Source organism: Aeromicrobium sp. MLTX1, from assembly GCF_046452335.1.
In the GTDB taxonomy this organism is placed as follows: domain Bacteria; phylum Actinomycetota; class Actinomycetes; order Propionibacteriales; family Nocardioidaceae; genus Aeromicrobium.
Genome location: NZ_JBKFDN010000002.1, coordinates 498234 through 515128, shown reverse-complemented (window position 1 = coordinate 515128; position 16895 = coordinate 498234). Strand labels below are relative to the sequence as shown.

Annotated in this window: 20 protein-coding genes; 4 read left to right on the top strand and 16 right to left on the bottom strand. The window is 72.0% G+C overall.

Annotated elements, in window-relative coordinates:
• Positions 1-27 precede the first annotated feature (27 nt).
• Complete coding sequence (locus tag ACK99Q_RS13025) at positions 28-900, top strand: class I SAM-dependent methyltransferase (protein ID WP_410186547.1); 873 nt, start codon at positions 28-30, stop codon at positions 898-900.
• Positions 890-1705, top strand: a complete 816-nt coding sequence (locus tag ACK99Q_RS13020) for a methyltransferase domain-containing protein (protein ID WP_410186546.1) — start codon at positions 890-892, stop codon at positions 1703-1705. Before ACK99Q_RS13025 ends, ACK99Q_RS13020 begins: the two co-directional genes overlap by 11 nt.
• Positions 1706-1772: 67 nt before the next feature.
• On the opposite strand, the gene ACK99Q_RS13015 is transcribed toward ACK99Q_RS13020, so the two are convergent.
• Entirely contained in the window at positions 1773-3353 is a 1581-nt protein-coding gene (locus ACK99Q_RS13015; RefSeq protein WP_410186545.1) for a Na+/H+ antiporter, read from the bottom strand.
• 34 nt (positions 3354-3387) lie between these two features.
• Complete coding sequence (locus ACK99Q_RS13010; protein WP_410186544.1) at positions 3388-4146, bottom strand: M15 family metallopeptidase; 759 nt, start codon at positions 4144-4146, stop codon at positions 3388-3390.
• Positions 4147-4293: 147 nt separating this feature from the next.
• Between ACK99Q_RS13010 and ACK99Q_RS13005 the strand changes: the two genes are divergently transcribed.
• Positions 4294-4860: a TIGR03557 family F420-dependent LLM class oxidoreductase gene (locus ACK99Q_RS13005; RefSeq protein ID WP_410186543.1), complete on the top strand. Its 567-nt coding sequence runs from the start codon at positions 4294-4296 to the stop codon at positions 4858-4860.
• Positions 4857-5273 carry a hypothetical protein gene (locus tag ACK99Q_RS13000; protein ID WP_410186542.1) on the top strand — a complete coding sequence of 139 codons (417 nt, stop codon included), beginning with the start codon at positions 4857-4859 and terminating at the stop codon, positions 5271-5273. Before ACK99Q_RS13005 ends, ACK99Q_RS13000 begins: the two co-directional genes overlap by 4 nt.
• Here the strand turns inward: ACK99Q_RS13000 and ACK99Q_RS12995 are convergent, their stop codons facing one another.
• From ACK99Q_RS12995 to ACK99Q_RS12930, 14 genes are read right to left on the bottom strand one after another with little or no spacing between them, the layout of a single operon-like run.
• Positions 5274-5711 carry a VOC family protein gene (locus tag ACK99Q_RS12995; protein ID WP_410186541.1) on the bottom strand — a complete coding sequence of 146 codons (438 nt, stop codon included), beginning with the start codon at positions 5709-5711 and terminating at the stop codon, positions 5274-5276.
• 26 nt (positions 5712-5737) lie between these two features.
• Positions 5738-6625: a PfkB family carbohydrate kinase gene (locus ACK99Q_RS12990; protein WP_410186540.1), complete on the bottom strand. Its 888-nt coding sequence runs from the start codon at positions 6623-6625 to the stop codon at positions 5738-5740.
• Between the two features lie 12 nt (positions 6626-6637).
• A complete protein-coding gene (locus ACK99Q_RS12985) occupies positions 6638-7084 on the bottom strand; it encodes a GNAT family N-acetyltransferase (RefSeq protein ID WP_410186539.1) in 447 nt (148 codons plus the stop codon).
• On the bottom strand, positions 7081-7950 hold the full coding sequence (locus tag ACK99Q_RS12980; RefSeq protein ID WP_410186538.1) for a 3-methyladenine DNA glycosylase: 870 nt from the start codon (positions 7948-7950) through the stop codon (positions 7081-7083). Before ACK99Q_RS12980 ends, ACK99Q_RS12985 begins: the two co-directional genes overlap by 4 nt.
• Positions 7938-8276, bottom strand: coding sequence for a transcriptional repressor (locus ACK99Q_RS12975; RefSeq protein WP_218846559.1), 339 nt, complete (start codon positions 8274-8276; stop codon positions 7938-7940). The genes ACK99Q_RS12980 and ACK99Q_RS12975 overlap by 13 nt, the downstream gene beginning before the upstream one ends.
• A 43-nt stretch (positions 8277-8319) precedes the next feature.
• Complete coding sequence (locus tag ACK99Q_RS12970; protein ID WP_410186537.1) at positions 8320-9150, bottom strand: metal ABC transporter permease; 831 nt, start codon at positions 9148-9150, stop codon at positions 8320-8322.
• Positions 9147-9932 (bottom strand): metal ABC transporter ATP-binding protein, encoded by a 786-nt coding sequence (locus ACK99Q_RS12965; protein ID WP_410186536.1) that lies wholly within the window; start codon positions 9930-9932, stop codon positions 9147-9149. Before ACK99Q_RS12965 ends, ACK99Q_RS12970 begins: the two co-directional genes overlap by 4 nt.
• Positions 9929-10876: a metal ABC transporter substrate-binding protein gene (locus ACK99Q_RS12960; protein ID WP_410186535.1), complete on the bottom strand. Its 948-nt coding sequence runs from the start codon at positions 10874-10876 to the stop codon at positions 9929-9931. The genes ACK99Q_RS12965 and ACK99Q_RS12960 overlap by 4 nt, the downstream gene beginning before the upstream one ends.
• A 38-nt stretch (positions 10877-10914) precedes the next feature.
• A complete protein-coding gene (locus tag ACK99Q_RS12955) occupies positions 10915-11979 on the bottom strand; it encodes an ABC transporter ATP-binding protein (protein WP_410186534.1) in 1065 nt (354 codons plus the stop codon).
• 28 nt (positions 11980-12007) lie between these two features.
• A complete protein-coding gene (gene nagB / locus ACK99Q_RS12950) occupies positions 12008-12766 on the bottom strand; it encodes a glucosamine-6-phosphate deaminase (protein WP_410186533.1) in 759 nt (252 codons plus the stop codon).
• Positions 12766-13686, bottom strand: coding sequence for an ROK family protein (locus ACK99Q_RS12945; protein WP_410186532.1), 921 nt, complete (start codon positions 13684-13686; stop codon positions 12766-12768). The genes nagB and ACK99Q_RS12945 overlap by 1 nt, the downstream gene beginning before the upstream one ends.
• Entirely contained in the window at positions 13683-15128 is a 1446-nt protein-coding gene (locus ACK99Q_RS12940) for a glycoside hydrolase family 3 N-terminal domain-containing protein (protein ID WP_410186531.1), read from the bottom strand. Before ACK99Q_RS12940 ends, ACK99Q_RS12945 begins: the two co-directional genes overlap by 4 nt.
• A complete protein-coding gene (locus ACK99Q_RS12935) occupies positions 15125-15952 on the bottom strand; it encodes a carbohydrate ABC transporter permease (RefSeq protein WP_179424455.1) in 828 nt (275 codons plus the stop codon). Before ACK99Q_RS12935 ends, ACK99Q_RS12940 begins: the two co-directional genes overlap by 4 nt.
• Positions 15949-16848 carry a carbohydrate ABC transporter permease gene (locus ACK99Q_RS12930; protein WP_410186530.1) on the bottom strand — a complete coding sequence of 300 codons (900 nt, stop codon included), beginning with the start codon at positions 16846-16848 and terminating at the stop codon, positions 15949-15951. Before ACK99Q_RS12930 ends, ACK99Q_RS12935 begins: the two co-directional genes overlap by 4 nt.
• Between the last annotated feature and the right edge of the window lie 47 nt (positions 16849-16895).

Sequence of the window (16895 nt, the reverse complement as noted above, 5' to 3'; positions counted from 1 at the left end):
GGCCTCGGACGAGGCGCGGAGGTGGCGATGGAATCCTGCGAAGGGCACGCGATAGTCCACGAGACGAACCTGACGCAGGCCGAGTCCTGGGACGGTCCCGGCGGCGCCTACTGGGCCGCTCACGCGGACCGGTTCGACCGCGCGGTGGCCGACTTCCAGGACCGATTCGAGGCGGCCGTGGACGTGCGTCCGGGCGATCGGGTGCTCGACGTGGGCTGCGGCGGTGGCCTGACGACGCGCCGTGCGGCCCGTGCGAGCCTCGACGGCGACGTGCTCGGCGTGGACCTGTCGCGCGAGCTGCTCGAGGTGGCTCGCCACCGCGCGGACGCCGAGGGACTCCGCAACGTGGGCTTCGTGCGCGCCGACGCCCAGGTGCACGCGTTCGAGCCGGACCACTTCGACGTCGTCCTCTCGCGCACCGGCTCGATGTTCTTCGGCGACCCGGTCGCCGCGTTCGAGAACCTCCGCGCCGCCACGCGTCCGGGTGGACGCCTGGTGCTGCTGACGTGGCAGCCGCCCGCCCGCAACGAGTGGATCGGCGGGACGCTCGGTGTGCTCGGCGGGGCTCCCGGACCCACGGCGGACCTCGACGCTCCCGGGATGTTCTCGCTCTCGCGACCCGAGCGGATCCGCGAGGTGCTTAGCACCGCCGGGTGGGCGCAGGTGGCCGTGGAGGGTCTCGAGGGCCGCGAGTGGTTCGGCAAGGACGTGGACGACGCGCTCGACTTCCTCCGCGGACTCTTCTCATGGCTCCTGGACGAGCTCCCTCAGGACGAGCGCGAGGATGCGGTCGGCCGACTGCGCCAGAGCCTCGCCGAGCACGCCGGACCCGACGGCGTGGACTTCGGCTCCGCCGCATGGCTGGTCACCGCGCGGAGGGAGTCCGACCATGAGCGCTGACTCGCCGTCCTTCCACGCGGTCGACGCGTCGTCCGACGAGGCGCAGCTGGCCGCGCTGATGGCGCTCGACGTGCAGGCGCAGCTGCCGTCGATCCTGCGGCTGCACGCGTGGCTGCTGGAGGCGCTGGACCCGTTGCCGGGGATGCAGGTCCTGGACGTGGGCTGCGGCACCGGCGAGGACATCCGGGGTCTCGCAGTGTCGGTCGCGCCGACCGGGTCGGCCACGGGTGTGGACCCGAGCGAGACGATGCTGGCCGAGGCGCGTCGCCGCGGCGAGGCCTCGCGCAACCCTGCGCGATTCGTGCAGGGATCGGCCGAGGCACTCCCGGTCGACGACGCGTCCGTCGACCTCGTCCGCAGCGAGCGGGTGCTTCAGCACCTCGCGGATCCCGCGGTGGCAGTGGCCGAGATGGCGCGCGTCCTGCGGCCCGGCGGCCGCGTCGGCCTCATCGACACTGATTGGCGCACCCTCGCGACGTGGCCGGGGGACCCGCACCTCACCGCCGCGTGGCACGAGGACTGGGGCGGCGTCACGTCCGCCGAGGCCGGTGCGCAGCTGCTCGACCTCGTCCTGCGCCACGGGTTCGTCGACGCTCGCGTCACGACCGAGGTGCTCATGCTGCGCCCGCGCAACCTCGACCTGCCACCGGTCTCGTTCGTCGTCGAGGCGGCCGCCCGCCGCGCCGCGTCAGCCGGAGACGAGGTCGAGTGGCGCCGCGCGCTCGAGGAGAGCGCCGCGCGCGGCTCCTTCGTCTTCGCGGTCACCCTCTACGCCGTTGTCGCGACCCGCGACCGAGATGTGTAGCGGTGCCCACCGTATTCGTGCCAGTTCCGCTCGAAAACGGTGGATGCCGCTACACATCGTGCCCGGGTCACTCCGGGGGAGCGGCGCGGGAGAAGCGGATCTCCTCGATGTCGAGCCGGGCCTGGACCTGGCGCAGGACGATGTCGTCGATGCGCCGCTCGTCGCGCAGCTGCACGAGCGCGTCACGGCGGCGGGCGAGGAGGGCGAGCGACAGGCTCGTGTACTGGCCGTCGTGCTCGACAACCGGGTCGCCGTCGGCTCCTGCGGCCTCCACGAGGCGGCGCTGTTTGTCGAGCTCGTGCCGCACCCGCGCCGTCACGAGCTCGCCGACGCCGAGCTCGGTGGCGGTGTCGTCGATGGCCTCGATCGCCGCGTCGAGGGTGAAGACCTCGGCGAGCTGGATCTCCTCGGCGACCGAGTCGTCGGCGGGGAGCCGGGCGAACCGGACGATCGCCGGGAGCAGCAGCGCCTGGAGGAGGCTGAGCATGATGACGCCGCACGCGATCAGCACGATGAGGTCGCGGTCGGGGAACGGAGCGCCCGACTCCACGGTGCGCGGCACGGCGAGGATCGCTGCGAGCGAGACCGCCCCGCGGAATCCGGCGGTGGCGTTCACGGTGCGCTGGCGGGCGCTGACGCGGCGCTCGCGCTGCGAGGGACGGCGGTCGACGGTGCGGATCGCGTACGGCGTCGTGTAGGTCCAGATCCACCGCACGCCGATGACCACCACGGCGATCAGGAGCGTGTCCAGCAGCGCCCGGCCCATCGACTCGCTCGAGAGACTACGGAACGCCGACTGCGCCTCGAGTCCGATGAGCACGAACAGGGCGCTGCTCAGCACGGTGGTGGCGAGCGACCAGAACGGGACGACGAGGTGCCGCGTGGCGGCGCCGGTGATCCGCGGCGCGACCTGGCTCATGAAGAGCCCGCACGCGACCACGGCCAGCACGCCCGAGGCCTCGATCGACTCGGCGGCGAGGAAGGCCGCGAAGGGGGTCACGAGGATGGCGATGCCCTCGAGCATCGGGTCGTCCATCCGGCGGCGGATCTGCCAGCTGAGCAGGCCGACGAGACCTCCGGCGAGGATGCCGCCGCCGTACGACAGGACGACGAGCCAGGTGACGTGGAGGCCGGTCAGGTGCTCTTCGCCGACGGTGACGCCCACCGCGAGCCCGTAGAGGACCAGCGCGGTGCCGTCGTTGATGAGGCTCTCGGCGCGCAGAGTGGTGACGGTGCGGCGGGGCAGGTTGCGGGCCAGGACGCCGACGGCGGTGGCGTCGGTCGGCGCGAGCGCCGCGCCGAGGACCCACGCGGGCCCCCACGACATCCCGAGCACGTAGTGCGCGGTCGCGGCGACCGCGCCCGCCGTGGCCACCACGAGGGCCGTGCTGGTGAGGACGACGACGCGCAGGTTGTTGCGGATCTCGCGTAACGACGTGGTCAGGCTCTCCCAGTAGAGCAGCGCGGGCAGGAAGACCAGGAGGATGATCTCGGGCGGCAGGTGCGCATGACGCAGGTGCGGGACGAACCCGATGAGCACGCCGGCGACGACCAGCAGGATGGCGGGGGCGATCGGGTACCGGCTGGCGAGCGCGCCGCACGCCACGAGCGCGACTCCCAGCAGGACGACCATCTCGAGTCCGAGCACGGGTCAATCTTCACCCCCGAGTCAACTCACGGGGTCAGAAGGGACGCGACGGGTAGCCCGTGTCGAAGTGCATGTAGTCGGGCACGTCGATGTTCTGCCAGATCCAGCCCTCGCGGTCGAAGAGTCGCCACACCAGACCCTTTTCGAGGATCTTGCCGCGGCCGGGCGTGCGCTCGGCGTGGCGTGCCGAGGGCGTCCAGCAGTCGCAGCGCAGGTCCATCCACGGATTCTCGAGTGGGTTGATGTCGACGGCGCGCCCGTTCGCGTGTGGAGAGTCCTTGAACGGCGCGTTGATCTGGTCGGCGCGTCGGCAGTTGAAGGCGGAGGTGTTGTCCGCCGACAGGCTCTTGGCCACGTCGCCGCCGTAGGCCTCGACGCCCTTCATCTTCCGGATCGGGAACTTCCGCTCGAAGAGGCGGTCGAAGATCCGCTGGATGCTCGGCGCCACGTCGGCGTTCACGATGAGGTGACCCCGACGCGTGCGGTCCGCGAAGTCCACGTAGTTCAGGTCGACGCGGCGGAGCTGCTCACGCCGCTGGATCGGGCACTCCGGGCGCACCATGCCGGCCGCGACGATCCGGTCCCACTGCGCCGGGGGAACCTCGCGGATCCGCGAGGCCGGCGGGGGAGCGGGAGTCGTTGCCGTCGGCGACGGAGCAGGCGTCGTCGCGGTCGGGGTGGGGCTCGCACTGGAGGGGCTCGGCGCGGGCTCGTCGTCCTGCGCGCCGCTGCAGCCGGCGAGCAGCGCCAGGGCCAGCACCGTGCCCATCGAGGCTCGAAGTCGGGAACGCATCCCCGCGAGTCTGACGCACCCGCCGCCTCGGCGCGAGCCCTCGGCACTTTTGGAACGCGTTGAACCGTTCTGGGGGAACGAACGGTGCAACCCGTTCCAAAAGTGGGGAGGGGGAGTGATCCAGGGCGTCCCGGGTACACCTCGGGCATGAGTCTCTCCATCGGATGCACCCTCATGTGCGAGCAGTCCCCGCCGACGAGCCTGGTGACGTACGCCCGGAAGGCCGAGGAGGTGGGGTTCCCGTTCGCCGTCATGAGCGACCACTACAACCCGTGGCTCGACGAGCAGGGCCACAGCCCGAACGCGTGGGTGACGCTCGGCGCGGTCGCGCAGGCGACGCAGGCGCTGGAGCTCATGACCTACGTGACGTGCCCGATCGGTCGCTACCACCCGACGGTCGTCGCGCAGCAGGCCGCGACCCTCGGTGTCCTGAGCGGGGGACGGTTCTCGCTCGGCCTGGGCGCGGGCGAGAACCTGAACGAGCACGTCATCGGCGAGGGCTGGGACCCGGTCAACGTGCGTCACGAGGCCTTCTCCGAGGCGCTCCAGATCATCAACGAGCTCTTCGACGGGGGCTACGTGAACTTCGTCGGCGACCACTACCGGGTCGACTCGGCGAAGCTCTGGGACCTGCCCGACGCGCGGGTGCCCATCGGCGTCGCCGTCAGCGGACCCAGTCGATCGAGGTCGCGGCTCCGTGGAGCGACTTCATGATCGCGGTCGAGCCCGACGCCGACGCCGTCACGAACTACGACGAGGCGGTCGGCACGAAGGCCCCGGCGCGCAAGGTCGGGCAGCTGCCGATCTCGTGGGACTCCGACCGTGACCGAGCGGTGACGCGAGCCCACGAGCAGTTCCGCTGGTTCGCCGGCGGGTGGAAGGTCAACGCCGAGCTGCCCGGGCCGTCGGCGTTCGACGCGGCCACGCAGTTCGTGCGACCGGAGGACGTCGCCGACCAGATCGCGTGCGGCAACGACGTCGGCGCGGTGGTCGAGGCCGTGCGGCCGTTCGCCGAGGCGGGCTTCACCGACCTCGCGCTGCTGCAGATCGGCGACGAGGCCCAGGACCAGTTCTTCGACGCGGCGCCCGAGATCCTGGCCGCGCTGAAGCAGGAGTTCGGCGGCTGATCAGCTCGTCCGGAGGTCCTGCGCGAGCATCACGATGATGCCGCTCGGTCCGCGGACGTACGTGAGCCGGTAGATGTCCTCGTAGGTCGCCACGCCACGCAGCGGGTGGCAGCCGTGACGCGCCGCGATCTCGAGCGCCGCGTCGAGGTCCGGCACGGAGAACGCCACGCGATGCATGCCGATCTCGTTCGGCTGCGTCGGCTCCGTCTCGATCGCGTCGGGGTGGAGGTACTCGAAGAGCTCGAGCCGGCCGAGGCCGTCCGGCGTCTGGAGCATCGCGATGTTGGCGTGATTGCCGTCGAGGCCGACCGCCGTGTCGGTCCACGATCCACTCACGGTGTCGCGCCCGAGGACCGTCAGCCCCAGGTCGGTGAAGAAGGCGATCGTCTCCTCGAGGTCGCGGACCGCGATGCCGACGTTCTCGAGCTTGATGTCCATGCGCTGCACGCTACCGATGGAATCGGTCAGTCGTCGCGCCACGGCGGGTCGGCGCCCGGGCGGGAGACGGCGATCGCGGCGGCTGCGACAGCGGCCTGTCCGAGCGACTCCAGCTCGTCGGCGGCGAACGACGTCCGGTCGGCCCAACCGCGCCGCAGCAGCTCGGCCAGCAGCGTCCCCATCCACGTGTCGCCGGCGCCGATGGTGTCGGCGACCTCGACCGCCGGGACCCGCACCTCGACCTCGTCGGGACCGGAGCACAGCAGCGCGGAGTCGCCTCCCCGCGTCAGGGCCGCCAGCGCGGGACCATGACCGGCCAGGAGTCGCAGGACCGAGAGCGGGCCTCCCGAGTCCTCGGCGAGCACGTCGGCGTCCTCGTCGCTCAGCTTCACGAACCGGCTGAGGGCGGCGAGCTCGAGGACGCGCTCGCGGAGCAGCGGGACGGAAGGCGCGAGTGCGGGCCGGACATTGGGGTCGAACCCGACGGCCTGACCGTCGGCGTGGGCCCGCCGGACGAGGTCGAGGACGACGTCGGCGCCGGGCGACATCCACGCGCCGATCGAGCCGACGTGGACGAGGTCGAAGTCCTCCGGGACGGGCAGCTCGTCCGGGTCCCAGCGAAGGTCGAACTCGTACGTCGCCGCGCCGTCGGCGCCGATCGTCGCGGTCGCCGAGGCGGTGGGCAGCGAGGCGTTCGCGTTCGCCAGCGTCACGCCGCTCTCGGCGAGGTGCGCGCGGATCAGGTCGCCGAAGTGGTCGTCGCCCACGTGCGCGGCGAGCGTCGTGTCGATGCCTTGGCGCGCCATCGTCACCGCGACGTTGAGCGGGGACCCGCCGGGATGCTCCGCGACGCTACCGTCGGCCCTGCGCGTGACGTCCACCAGCGCCTCGCCGACGACGAGGGCCCGGGGCACGCGCGCCTCCATCTACGGAGTCGCCTGCCGGGTCATGGGGACGTGGTCGATGCCGGCCTCCATGAAGTGCGGGCCGGTGGTGACGAAGCCGAACGAGCCGTACCAGTCCTCGAGGTAGGCCTGGGCGCCGAGCCGGATCTCGGTGTCGCCCCAGCGCTTCACGACCTCGCGGACGAGGGCGCCCGAGAGGCCCTGGCCGCGGGCCTCCTTCAGGGTGGCGACGCGGCCGACCTTGCGGATGCCGTTCGACAGGTAGGTGCGCAGGTACGACTGGACGAAGCCGTTCGCGTCCGCGATCCACAGGTGCGTGCAGTCGTCGGCCAGGTCGACGCCGTCGACGTCCGGCTCGTCGCACTGCTGCTCGACCGCGAAGACGACGTCGCGGATGCGCCAGATCTCGTAGACCTCGCGGGCACTGAGCGCGGGGCCGGGACGGGCGGTGATCGTCGGGGTCGTCACGGGTTGACGATAGTCGGCTGGTGGAGCAGCTGCTCGACGTGCTCGAGGAGCCGCGCACGCAGTGGGGCGGCGGCCTCGGTGAACCCGCGCTGGCGGCGGACGTACTCGGCCTTGCCCTCGGGCGTCTCGATGCGGATGGGCTCGTAGCCAAGATCGGCGAGGTTGTAGGGGGACGCCTTCATGTCGACCTCGCGCACCGCCAGCGCGAGCTCGAACGTGTCGAGGACGATCGTGGCCTCGACGAACGGCAGCAGCCGGAACGCGATCCGGTAGAGGTCCATGGTGGCGTGCAGGCAGCCGGGCTGCTCGCGGTCGAGCTGGTGCTCGCGACCGAGCACCTCGACGTTCAGCGGGCGCGCCTCGTCGGTGAAGAAGCGGAACGCGTCCACGTGCGTGCAGACGAGCCGGTTCGACTCCACGACCTCGTCCGTGCCGGCGGCGCCGAGTCGCAGGGGAGCGGGATGGCGTCGGTCGTCGGCGTCGCGGTAGACCATCGCCCACTCGTGCAGCCCGAAGCAACCGGTGCGCGGGGAACGGGCGGCCGTCCGCGACAGGAGCTCGCGCGTCCACCGCAGCCCCGACAGCCGCTTCTCCAGCCGGGAGGCGTCCACCGTCGTGACGCCGTCGGACTCGACGTAGGCCCCGAGCGCGGCGTACTCGGGAGCGTCGACGAGACCGACGCCCAGCCCCGGGTGCCAGCGCTCGAGGGCGCCGGGGGACAGGTTGTAGTACTCGAACAGGAAGTCCGCGACGGGGTGCTTCTCGCCGTAGGCCCGCCGAGCCAGGTGTGGTGCCGTGTGCCGCCGGGCGCGCTCGCGGTGCGCCTCGGCGAGCGGCAGCCACTCGGACCGGCTCAGGACCTGCATGATCCGCAGGTGCCGAAGATCTCCAGTGTGTGGGAGACGTCGGCGAAGCCGTTCTCCTCGGCGACCCGGTCGGCCCAGCGCTCGACCGTGGGGCCCTCGACCTCCACCGTGCGACCGCACGCGCGGCACACGAGGTGGTGGTGGTGTCCGCGGCTGCACTGGCGGTAGAGCGTCTCGCCGTCGTCGGAGCGCAGCGCGTCGATCTCCTCGGCGTCGGCCAGCGCCTGCAGCGTGCGGTAGACCGTGGACAGGCCGACGTTCTCACCGCGCGACGCGAGCATCGCGTGGATCTGCTGCGCGGAGGAGAACCCGTCGAGGTCCTCCATGAGCTCGGCGACGGCCCGCCGCTGGCGGGTGTTGCGGGGTGCCTCAACCACGAGGTGCCTCCTGTCGGGTGCGGACGTGCGTCAGAGCGTGGGCCAGGGCGGTCACGACGAACACGGCGAGGGCGATCACGACGATCGTGGGGCCCGGCTGGGTGTCGATCTGGTAGCTCACGAGCAGCCCGGTGACCGCCGAGAACAGACCGATCGCCATGGCTGCGAGGTGGGTGGCGCGGAAGCTGCGCGTGACCTGCTGGGAGGCCGCGACCGGCACGACCATGAGCGCCGAGACCAGCAGCAGCCCCACCGTGCGCATCGCGACGGTGATCGTGACCGCGGCGAGGACGGCGATGAGCATGCCGTACAGCCGTACCGGGATGCCCATGACGCGCGCCTGGGACTCGTCCTGGCAGACGGCGAACAGCTGCGGCCGCAGGGCGATCGTCGTGGCGATCACGACGAGACCGAGCGCGACCACGATCACCAGATCGGTGCGGCTCATCGTGATGATCGAGCCGAAGAGGTACTGGTTCAGCGTGGCGGCGGACTCACCCGCGAGGTTCGTCAGCAGCACGCCGCCCGCGAGACCTCCGTAGAACAGCATCGCCAGTGCGAGGTCGCCGCTGGTGCGGCCTACGCTGCGCAGGATCTCGAGCAGGATCGCGCCGCCGACGGCCACGACGATCGCGGTGGTCAGCGGAGCGACGCCCGTCAGCAGGCCGAGGGCGACACCGGTGAGCGCCACGTGACCCAGACCGTCGCCGAGCAGGGCGAGCCGTCGCTGGACGACGAACGTGCCCACGGCTGGTGCCGACAGGCCCGTGACGATCGCCGCCACCAGTGCGTATTGCATGAAGGAGTACGAGAGGACGCTCATGCGGTGCCTCCCGGGAGCGGTCCCTCGGCGGGCACGGGACGCGTCACGGCGGGCTCGCTGCTGTGCGCGTGATCGTGGGCGTGGTCGTGCGTGCCGGGCCCCTGGGCCGGTCCCTCGTACTCGACCAGTCCGGAGTCCAGGTGCACGGCGCGGTCGACGAGCGGAGCCAGCGGGCCGAGCTCGTGGGCGACCATGACGATCGCGGTGCCGCGCTCGTCGAGCTCGCCCAGCAGGTCGGCGAAGACCTCCGCGCTGTGCGCGTCGATGCCCGCCATCGGCTCGTCCATGACGACGAGGTCGGGATCGGCGACCAGGGCGCGGGCGATGTGCGCCCGCTGCTGCTGGCCACCGGACAGGTGGGTCAGGGGCCGCTTCGCGAGGTGGGCGAGGCCCACGCGCTGGATGAGCTCGGCCGCGGCGGCCCGGTCGGCCCGCGACGGCCAGCCGAAGCGCGGCCGGCGCGACAATGCGCCGCTCACGACGACCTCGGTGACGGTGGCCGGGACGCCGGAGAACACCTCGGGGCGCTGGGCCATGTACCCGACGCGCTGGTGGTCGCGGAACTCGTCGAGGGGCGTGCCGAAGAGCTGGACCGAGCCGCGGTGCGGCAGCAGCCCGACGAGCGCGCGGACGAGCGTGGACTTGCCCGAGCCGTTCGCGCCGAGGATGGTCACGAACTCGCCCGGCATGACGCGCAGGTCGACCCCGCGCAGCACTTGAGTGCCGGCGAGGTCGACCCGGACGCCCGTGGCGTCGATGACGGGGATGGAGGGGTCGGTCACTGGCAGCCGTTCGCCTTCACCAGTGCGTCGAGGTTCTGCCTCATGAGGGAAACGTAGTCCTCGTCGGCCGTCTCGTCCGACAGGCCCTCGATCGGGTCGAGCACGGCGGTGGCCGCGCCGGTCTCGCGGGCGACCGTCTCGGCGAGCGCCGACGACGCCAGTCGCTCGGTGAACACGGTCGTCAGACCGTGCTCCTTGACCTGCTCGGTGATCTCCGCGAGGGCCGCCGTGGTGGGCTCGGACTGCGGGTCGATGCCGCTGATCGGCACCTGCGTGAGGTCGTACGCGTGCGCCAGGTGGCCGAACGCCGCGTGCGACGTGACGAACTCGGTGCGCTCGCACGAGGCGAGACCCTTCGTGAAGTCGGCGTCGAGCGCCTCGAGCTCGGCGATCAGCTCGTCGGCGTTCGCCTCGAAGGTGGAGGCCTGGTCGGGATCGGCCTCGACGAGAGCGTCGCGCACGCCCTCGGCGGCGGTCACCATGTTCGCGGGGTCGAGCCACACGTGCGGGTCGATGCCGCCGTGGTCGTGGTCGTGCCCCTCGTGGTCGTGACCCTCCTCGTCGCCGTGGTCGTGGTCGTGGTCCTCCTCGTCGGCGATCTCCTCGACACCGGCGGCCATGTCGACCGTGGTGGCGGAGTCGCGGTCGGCGTCCTCGACGGCGTGGTCGACGGCCTCCTGGAAGTGGGTGAGGTAGACGACGACGTCGGCCTCGTTGACGTCGACGACCTGCTTGGCGGTGAGCTCGAGGTCGTGCGCCTCGGCGCCGGGGGAGGTCAGGGTCTCGACGGAGACGCTCTCGCCGCCGATGCGCTCGGCGAGGAAGGCGGCGGGGTAGAACGACGCGACGACCGAGGTGCGTCCGTCGTCGTCACCCGCTCCGGCGCAGGCGACGAGGGTTCCGGCGAGGAGGGCGGTGCAGGCGGCACCGGCGAGCAGCTTCATGACAACCATTCTCAAGACGAATGAGAACGGTTGTCAAATCAGAGCCGGCCGCCCGTCGTCGGGTCGAACACGTGCACCTGCGAGAGGTCCAGCGGGGACAGCCGGATCTCGCTGCCCTTCTCCGGCGGGTTGCGCCAGTCGGTGCGCGCGACGAGGTTGTCCGTGAGGTTATCGGTGTGCCCGTAGAGGTACGCGTCGGCGCCCGTCTCCTCGACGACCGAGACGGTGATCGGCAGCCCCTGCTCGCTGATGCCGAGGTTCTCCGGCCGCACGCCGACCGTGACGACCGGACCGGCGTGCGCGAGGACCGAGCGCTCGATCGGCACGACGGCGTCGCCCAGTCGCACGCCGCCGTCGACTACGGGCAGGTCGAGCAGGTTCATCGCCGGGGAGCCGAGGAAGCCGGCGACGAAGACGTTCGTGGGGTGGTCGTAGATCTCGCGCGGCGTCGCCACCTGCTGGAGGACCCCGGCCTCCATGACCGCGACGCGGTCGCCCATCGTCATGGCCTCGACCTGGTCGTGGGTGACGTAGACGGTCGTCGTGCCGAGGCGCCGCTGGAGCGCGGCGATCTGGGTGCGGGTCTGCACGCGCAGCTTGGCGTCGAGGTTCGACAGCGGCTCGTCCATGAGGAACACCTGGGGCGAGCGGACGATCGCGCGTCCCATCGCCACGCGCTGCCGCTGGCCGCCGGACAGCGCCTTGGGCTTGCGGTCGAGGTAGGGCACGAGGTCGAGGATCGCGGCCGCCTCCTCCACGCGGGTGCGCACCTCGGCCTTCGGGATCCCCGCGATCTTGAGTGCGAAGCCCATGTTCTCGGCCACGGTCATGTGCGGGTAGAGCGCGTAGTTCTGGAAGACCATGGCGATGTCGCGGTCCTTCGGCGCCAGGCGCGTCACGTCGCGGTCGCCGATGAGGACGCGACCGGAGTCGACGTCCTCGAGCCCCGCCAGCATGCGCAGGGTCGTGGACTTGCCGCAGCCGGACGGACCGACCAGCACGAGGAACTCGCCGTCCTCGATGGCCAGGTCCATCGTGTCCACGGTCGGCCGCTCCTGGCCGTCGAAGATGCGGGTCGCCTGGTCGAACGTCACCGATGCCACGGTGCTGCTCCCTTCGTCGAGGTCATGGTCACCACGGCTGCCAGTCCGGCTTGTGCGCCACGGTGAAGCGGTAGTAGTCGAGGAGCCGCAGCTCGGCCGCCGCGTCGGGGTCGACGACGAACGTCACGTGCGGATGCAGCTGGAGCACCGAGGCGGGGCAGAACGCGCTCACGGGGCCCTCCACCGCCGCCGCGACGGCATCGGCCTTCGCCGCTCCGGTGGCCACGAGCACCACGTGGCGCGCGTCGAGGATCGTGCCGAGGCCCTGCGTCAGCACGTGCACGGGCACGTCGTCGGGTGAGTCGAAGAAGCGCGCGTTGTCCTGCCGCGTCTGCGGGGTGAGCGTCTTGGTCCGCGTGCGCGATGCGAGCGAGGAGCCCGGCTCGTTGAAGCCGATGTGGCCGTCCGTGCCGATGCCGAGCAGCTGGACGTCGATGCCGCCGGCCGCCGCGATGGCGGCCTCGTACCGCGCCGCCTCGGCCGGGACGTCCGTCGCCTCGCCGTCGGGCCCGTCGACCTCGATCCCGGCGCGATCGGTGAAGTCCCGCCGGATGACCGAGTGGTAGCTCTGCGGATGCGACCGCGGCAGGCCGAGGTACTCGTCGAGCGTGAACGCGCGCACGCCGTCGAACGACAGGGTGCCCGCGTCGCGCCGGCGGAGCAGCTCCTCGTAGACCGGTAGCGGCGACGAGCCCGTCGCCAGGCCCAGCACCGCCCCGGGGCGCACGTGTCCGGAGATCGCGTCCGCGGCGACCTCGCCCGGACTGGACGTGATGACGACCTCCATCAGACGCGCACCCCCTCGGCCACGAGGAGCGCGGCGCCGCGGGTGCCGACGGCCACGTCCTCGGGCAGCCAGCGCACCCGGTCGGCGACAGGGACGGCGCGACCGACGACCGTGTGGTCGTCGTGGTCGAGTCGGGCGGTCACGGCCCGGCGCAGCGCAGGGTTGCGGGAGACGACCCCGCCCGTGACGAGGATCAGGGCGACGTCGGGCGCGTAGGCCAGCAGCGTGATCGCGTGCGCAATGCCCGCGGTGAGGTCGGCGGCCGTGCGGACGGCGACGGGGTCGCCCGCCGCCGCGGCGTCGAGCAGCTGGCGCGCGGTGCCGGTCCACGTCCTCCGCATGCCACTGCCCGAGGCGTAGAGCTCCAGGCAGCCGGTCTGCCCGCACGGGCAGACCGGACCGCTGCGGTCGAAGACCAGGTGGCCGATCTCGCCGGCCATCCCCGTGGCGCCGGCGCGCAGCCGGCCGTCGAGGACGAGTCCTGCCGCGAGGCCCGTGCCGACGTTCAGCAGGGCGTAGTCGTCGATGCCGGGGTCGTGGCGCGCCACCCAGCCACCGGCGCCGAGCGCGGCGGTGTTGACGTCGTTCTCGACCCCCACGGGACCGGATGTCAGCGAGCGCAGGGTCGGGAGCAGGTCGAGCGGCTCGGCGCCGAGACCGAGGTTCACGGCGTGCGACACAGCGCCGTGACTGACGAAGCCGGGGATGCCGACGCCGATGCCGGTCACCTCCGCGTCGGGGCCGACCTCGGCCGCGAGGGACTGCACGGCGGCGGCGATCCCGGCACGGATGCCGGCCTCGCCGGGCTCGGTGCGGTGACGCACCTCGGCCAGCGCGGGTCCGGTGGGGTCGGCGGGGGAGACCGCCACGGCCTTGACCGACGTGCCGCCGATGTCGAGGCCGACGAGGATCGGGGTCACGAGGCCTCACCCCTCAGGGCTCGCGACAGGGCCGACAGCAGTGCGGCGGACGAGCCCATCGTGCACAGGACGTCAGAGTGCCCGGCGAGCCGCGGATCGGGCCACGCCAGCTCGACGAGCCGGGCCTGGGGGTTCGCCTCGAGCTGCCGCGAGACCCACGACCAGACGTCTGGATGGGCCGTGGCGCGACGGGTGACCACGAGGACCTCGCCGCCGAAGGGCCCGACGCCGTCGAGGTCCCGCGCGGTCAGGTCGACGACCTCGGCGTCGACGTCGAGGCGGCCCCAGTCGGTCCAGCCGACGGCCGGGTTCGTCCCGGTGTCGATGCGCACGACGGTGGCGCGGCCGTGCAGGGGAGCGACGCCGAGCCGCGACACGACCTCGGTCGCGACCTTCTCGGCGGCCACCCGACCGGCCTCGACCGAGTCCGGCGCGGCAGGGGGCCGCTGCGACCACGTGGCGCGCAGCCGCTCGACCCGCTCGGCCGCGTCGCGCAGCCGATGGCGGTCCAGTGCCCCCGACTCGACGGCCGCCACGACGGCGTCGACGGCCTCCGCGAGCGCACGGGGCTCGTCGGACGACTCCGGTCCGAGGCACAGCAGGTCGGCGCCGGCGGCGAGGGACGCGACGGCGGCTCCGCCGAGCCCGAGCGTGCCGCTCGCGCCCGCCATGTCGAGGGCGTCGCTGACGATGACCCCGTCGTAGCCGAGCTCCTCGCGGAGCAGTCCGGTGAGGACGGCCGGGCTGAGGGTGGCGGGTCGCTCGGGGTCGAAGGCGGCCAGCACGACGTGCGAGGTCATGATCGAGGCCGCGCCGGCCGCGATCGCCGCACGGAACGGCACGAGCTCGCGCTCGTGCAGGACCTCGGCGGGCGCGTCGACGCGGGGGAGCGTGAGGTGGGAGTCGGCGCTCGTGTCCCCGTGGCCGGGGAAGTGCTTCACGCTGGCCGCGACGCCCGCCGTGGCGAGACCCTCGACGAACGCGGCGACGTGGCGGGCCACCAGGTCCGGGTCGGCGCCGAAGCTGCGGGTGCCGATGACGGGGTTGGCCGGGTTGCTGTTCGCGTCCGCGCACGGCGCGAGGTCGAGCCACACGCCCGCCTCCCGCAGCTCCGCGCCGATGCCGGTGGCGATCGTGCGCGTGAGCTCCACGTCGTCCGCGACACCGAGCGCGGCGTTGCCGGGATGGGGGCTGCCGGCGGTCATGTGCAGCCGGGTGACGTCTCCACCCTCCTCGTCGAGCGCCAGGACCCGCGTCGGATCGAGCGCCGCGACGGCGCGAGCGACCGGTCGGACATCGCCGTCGGCCGGCAGGTTGTCCCCGTAGAGACAGATCCCGGCCAAGCCGCTCCCGAACGCCGGGCCGAGCCACGCGGGCACCTCGGGACCGTGGAAGGCCGCCAGCATCACGCCATGGGCGTCGGCGCGCACGGAGTCGCTCATCCCTTCACCGCCCCCGAGACGAGGCCGGACGTCATCCGGCCCTGCACGATCATGAAGAACACGATGACCGGGACCGCGACCATCGTCGCGCCGGCCATGACGCCGGGCCAGTCGATGGCCTCGTTCGAGACGTCGGACAGGCCGCGCAGCCACAGCGGCAGGGTGCGGTTGGACGGATCCATCACGACGACCGCGAGGGTGAACTCGTTCCACGCCTGGAGGAAGCCGTACACGCTGGCTGCGACCAGGCCGGGCGCGAGCAGGGGGAAGGTGATGGTGAAGAACGCGCGGGTGCGGCTGCAGCCGTCGACCATGGCCGCCTCCTCGAGGTCGATCGGCACGCCGTCGGCGAAGCCGCGCAGCATCCAGATCGTGAACGGCAGGATCATCGCGACGTAGAGCAGCCCGAGACCGCCGACGGTGTTGTAGAGCCCGGCGTCGCCGAGCATCTTGTACTGGCTGATGAACAGCGCCTCGGGCGGGATCATCTGGATCGCCAGGACCACGAGGATGAACTGGACGCGCCCGCGGAAGCGGAAGCGCGAGATCGCGACGGCGCCGAGGAACGCGCACAGCCCGGCGCACACGACGGCGAGCAGTGTGACGGTGATGCTCAGCTTGAACGAGTCGAGGAACGCGTCGTCGAAGACCCGGGCGAAACCCGAGCCGGTGAGGTCGCGCGGGAACCAGGCGGGCTCGGGGGAACGCAGCCGGTCGGCCGGCTGGAACGCGCTGTTGAGGATCCAGTAGACGGGGAACACCCAGACGACCGCGATCACGATCGCCAGGGCGCCCCAGAGGCGTCGGCTCAGGGTGCGGCTCATCGGGACTCCCTCAGCAGGGCGCGGACGTAGCCGGCGGTCAGGACGAGCGTCAGCACCAGGACGAACATCGCCAGCGCGGACGCCATGCCGTAGTCGCTCTGGCCGATGCCGAGCGTGTAGATGTACGTGCCGAGCAGGTGCGTCTTGCTCGGGGTGCCGCCGACGCCCTGGAGGTAGTAGATCTGGGCGAACACGCGCAGGTCCCACACGACCTGCAGCAGCAGCGTGATCGTCAGGACGGGGCGGATCGTGGGGTAGACGATGTGCCGGAACCGCTGCCACGGGCTCGCGCCGTCCAGCTCGCCGGCCTCGAGCGCGTCCTCGGACACCTGGGTGAGCGCCGCGTAGACGGTGAACATCACGAACGGCACGCTCATCCACACGACGATCACGGTGGCGACGAAGTAGAACGACCACGGGTTCGTCAGCCAGTTGTGACCCTCGAAGGACTCGAAGCCGAGCCGGACGAGCGTCCAGTTGATGACGCCGTACCGGGTGTCGAAGAGCCACTGCCACGAGGTCATCGCGGCGATCACCGGCATCGCCCACGCGAGCAGCATCGCGATCTGGAGCGTCAGCCGGGGGCCGCGGGACACGCGTCGCAGCAGCAGGGCGATCGCGATGCCGAGCAGCATCGTGACGGCCACGTTGACGGCGCAGAAGGCCAGCGACCGGCCGACCACCGCCCACATCTGGGCGTCGGTGAACAGGTCGACGTAGTTGTCCAGACCGACGAAGGGCGCCGGCTGGCCGAACTGCTGGGCCCGGCCGTACTCCTGGAACGACATCACGACCTGGCGGACGAGGGGGTAGCCCATGGCGACCGCCAGGATCACCAGCGACGGCACCAGCAGGGCGTACGGCCCGACCCTGCGTGTCATCGTCTGCGTGCTCATCGTTCCCTCCTCATGCGTGATCCTCCTCCTGGCAGGCGGCGGGGCCC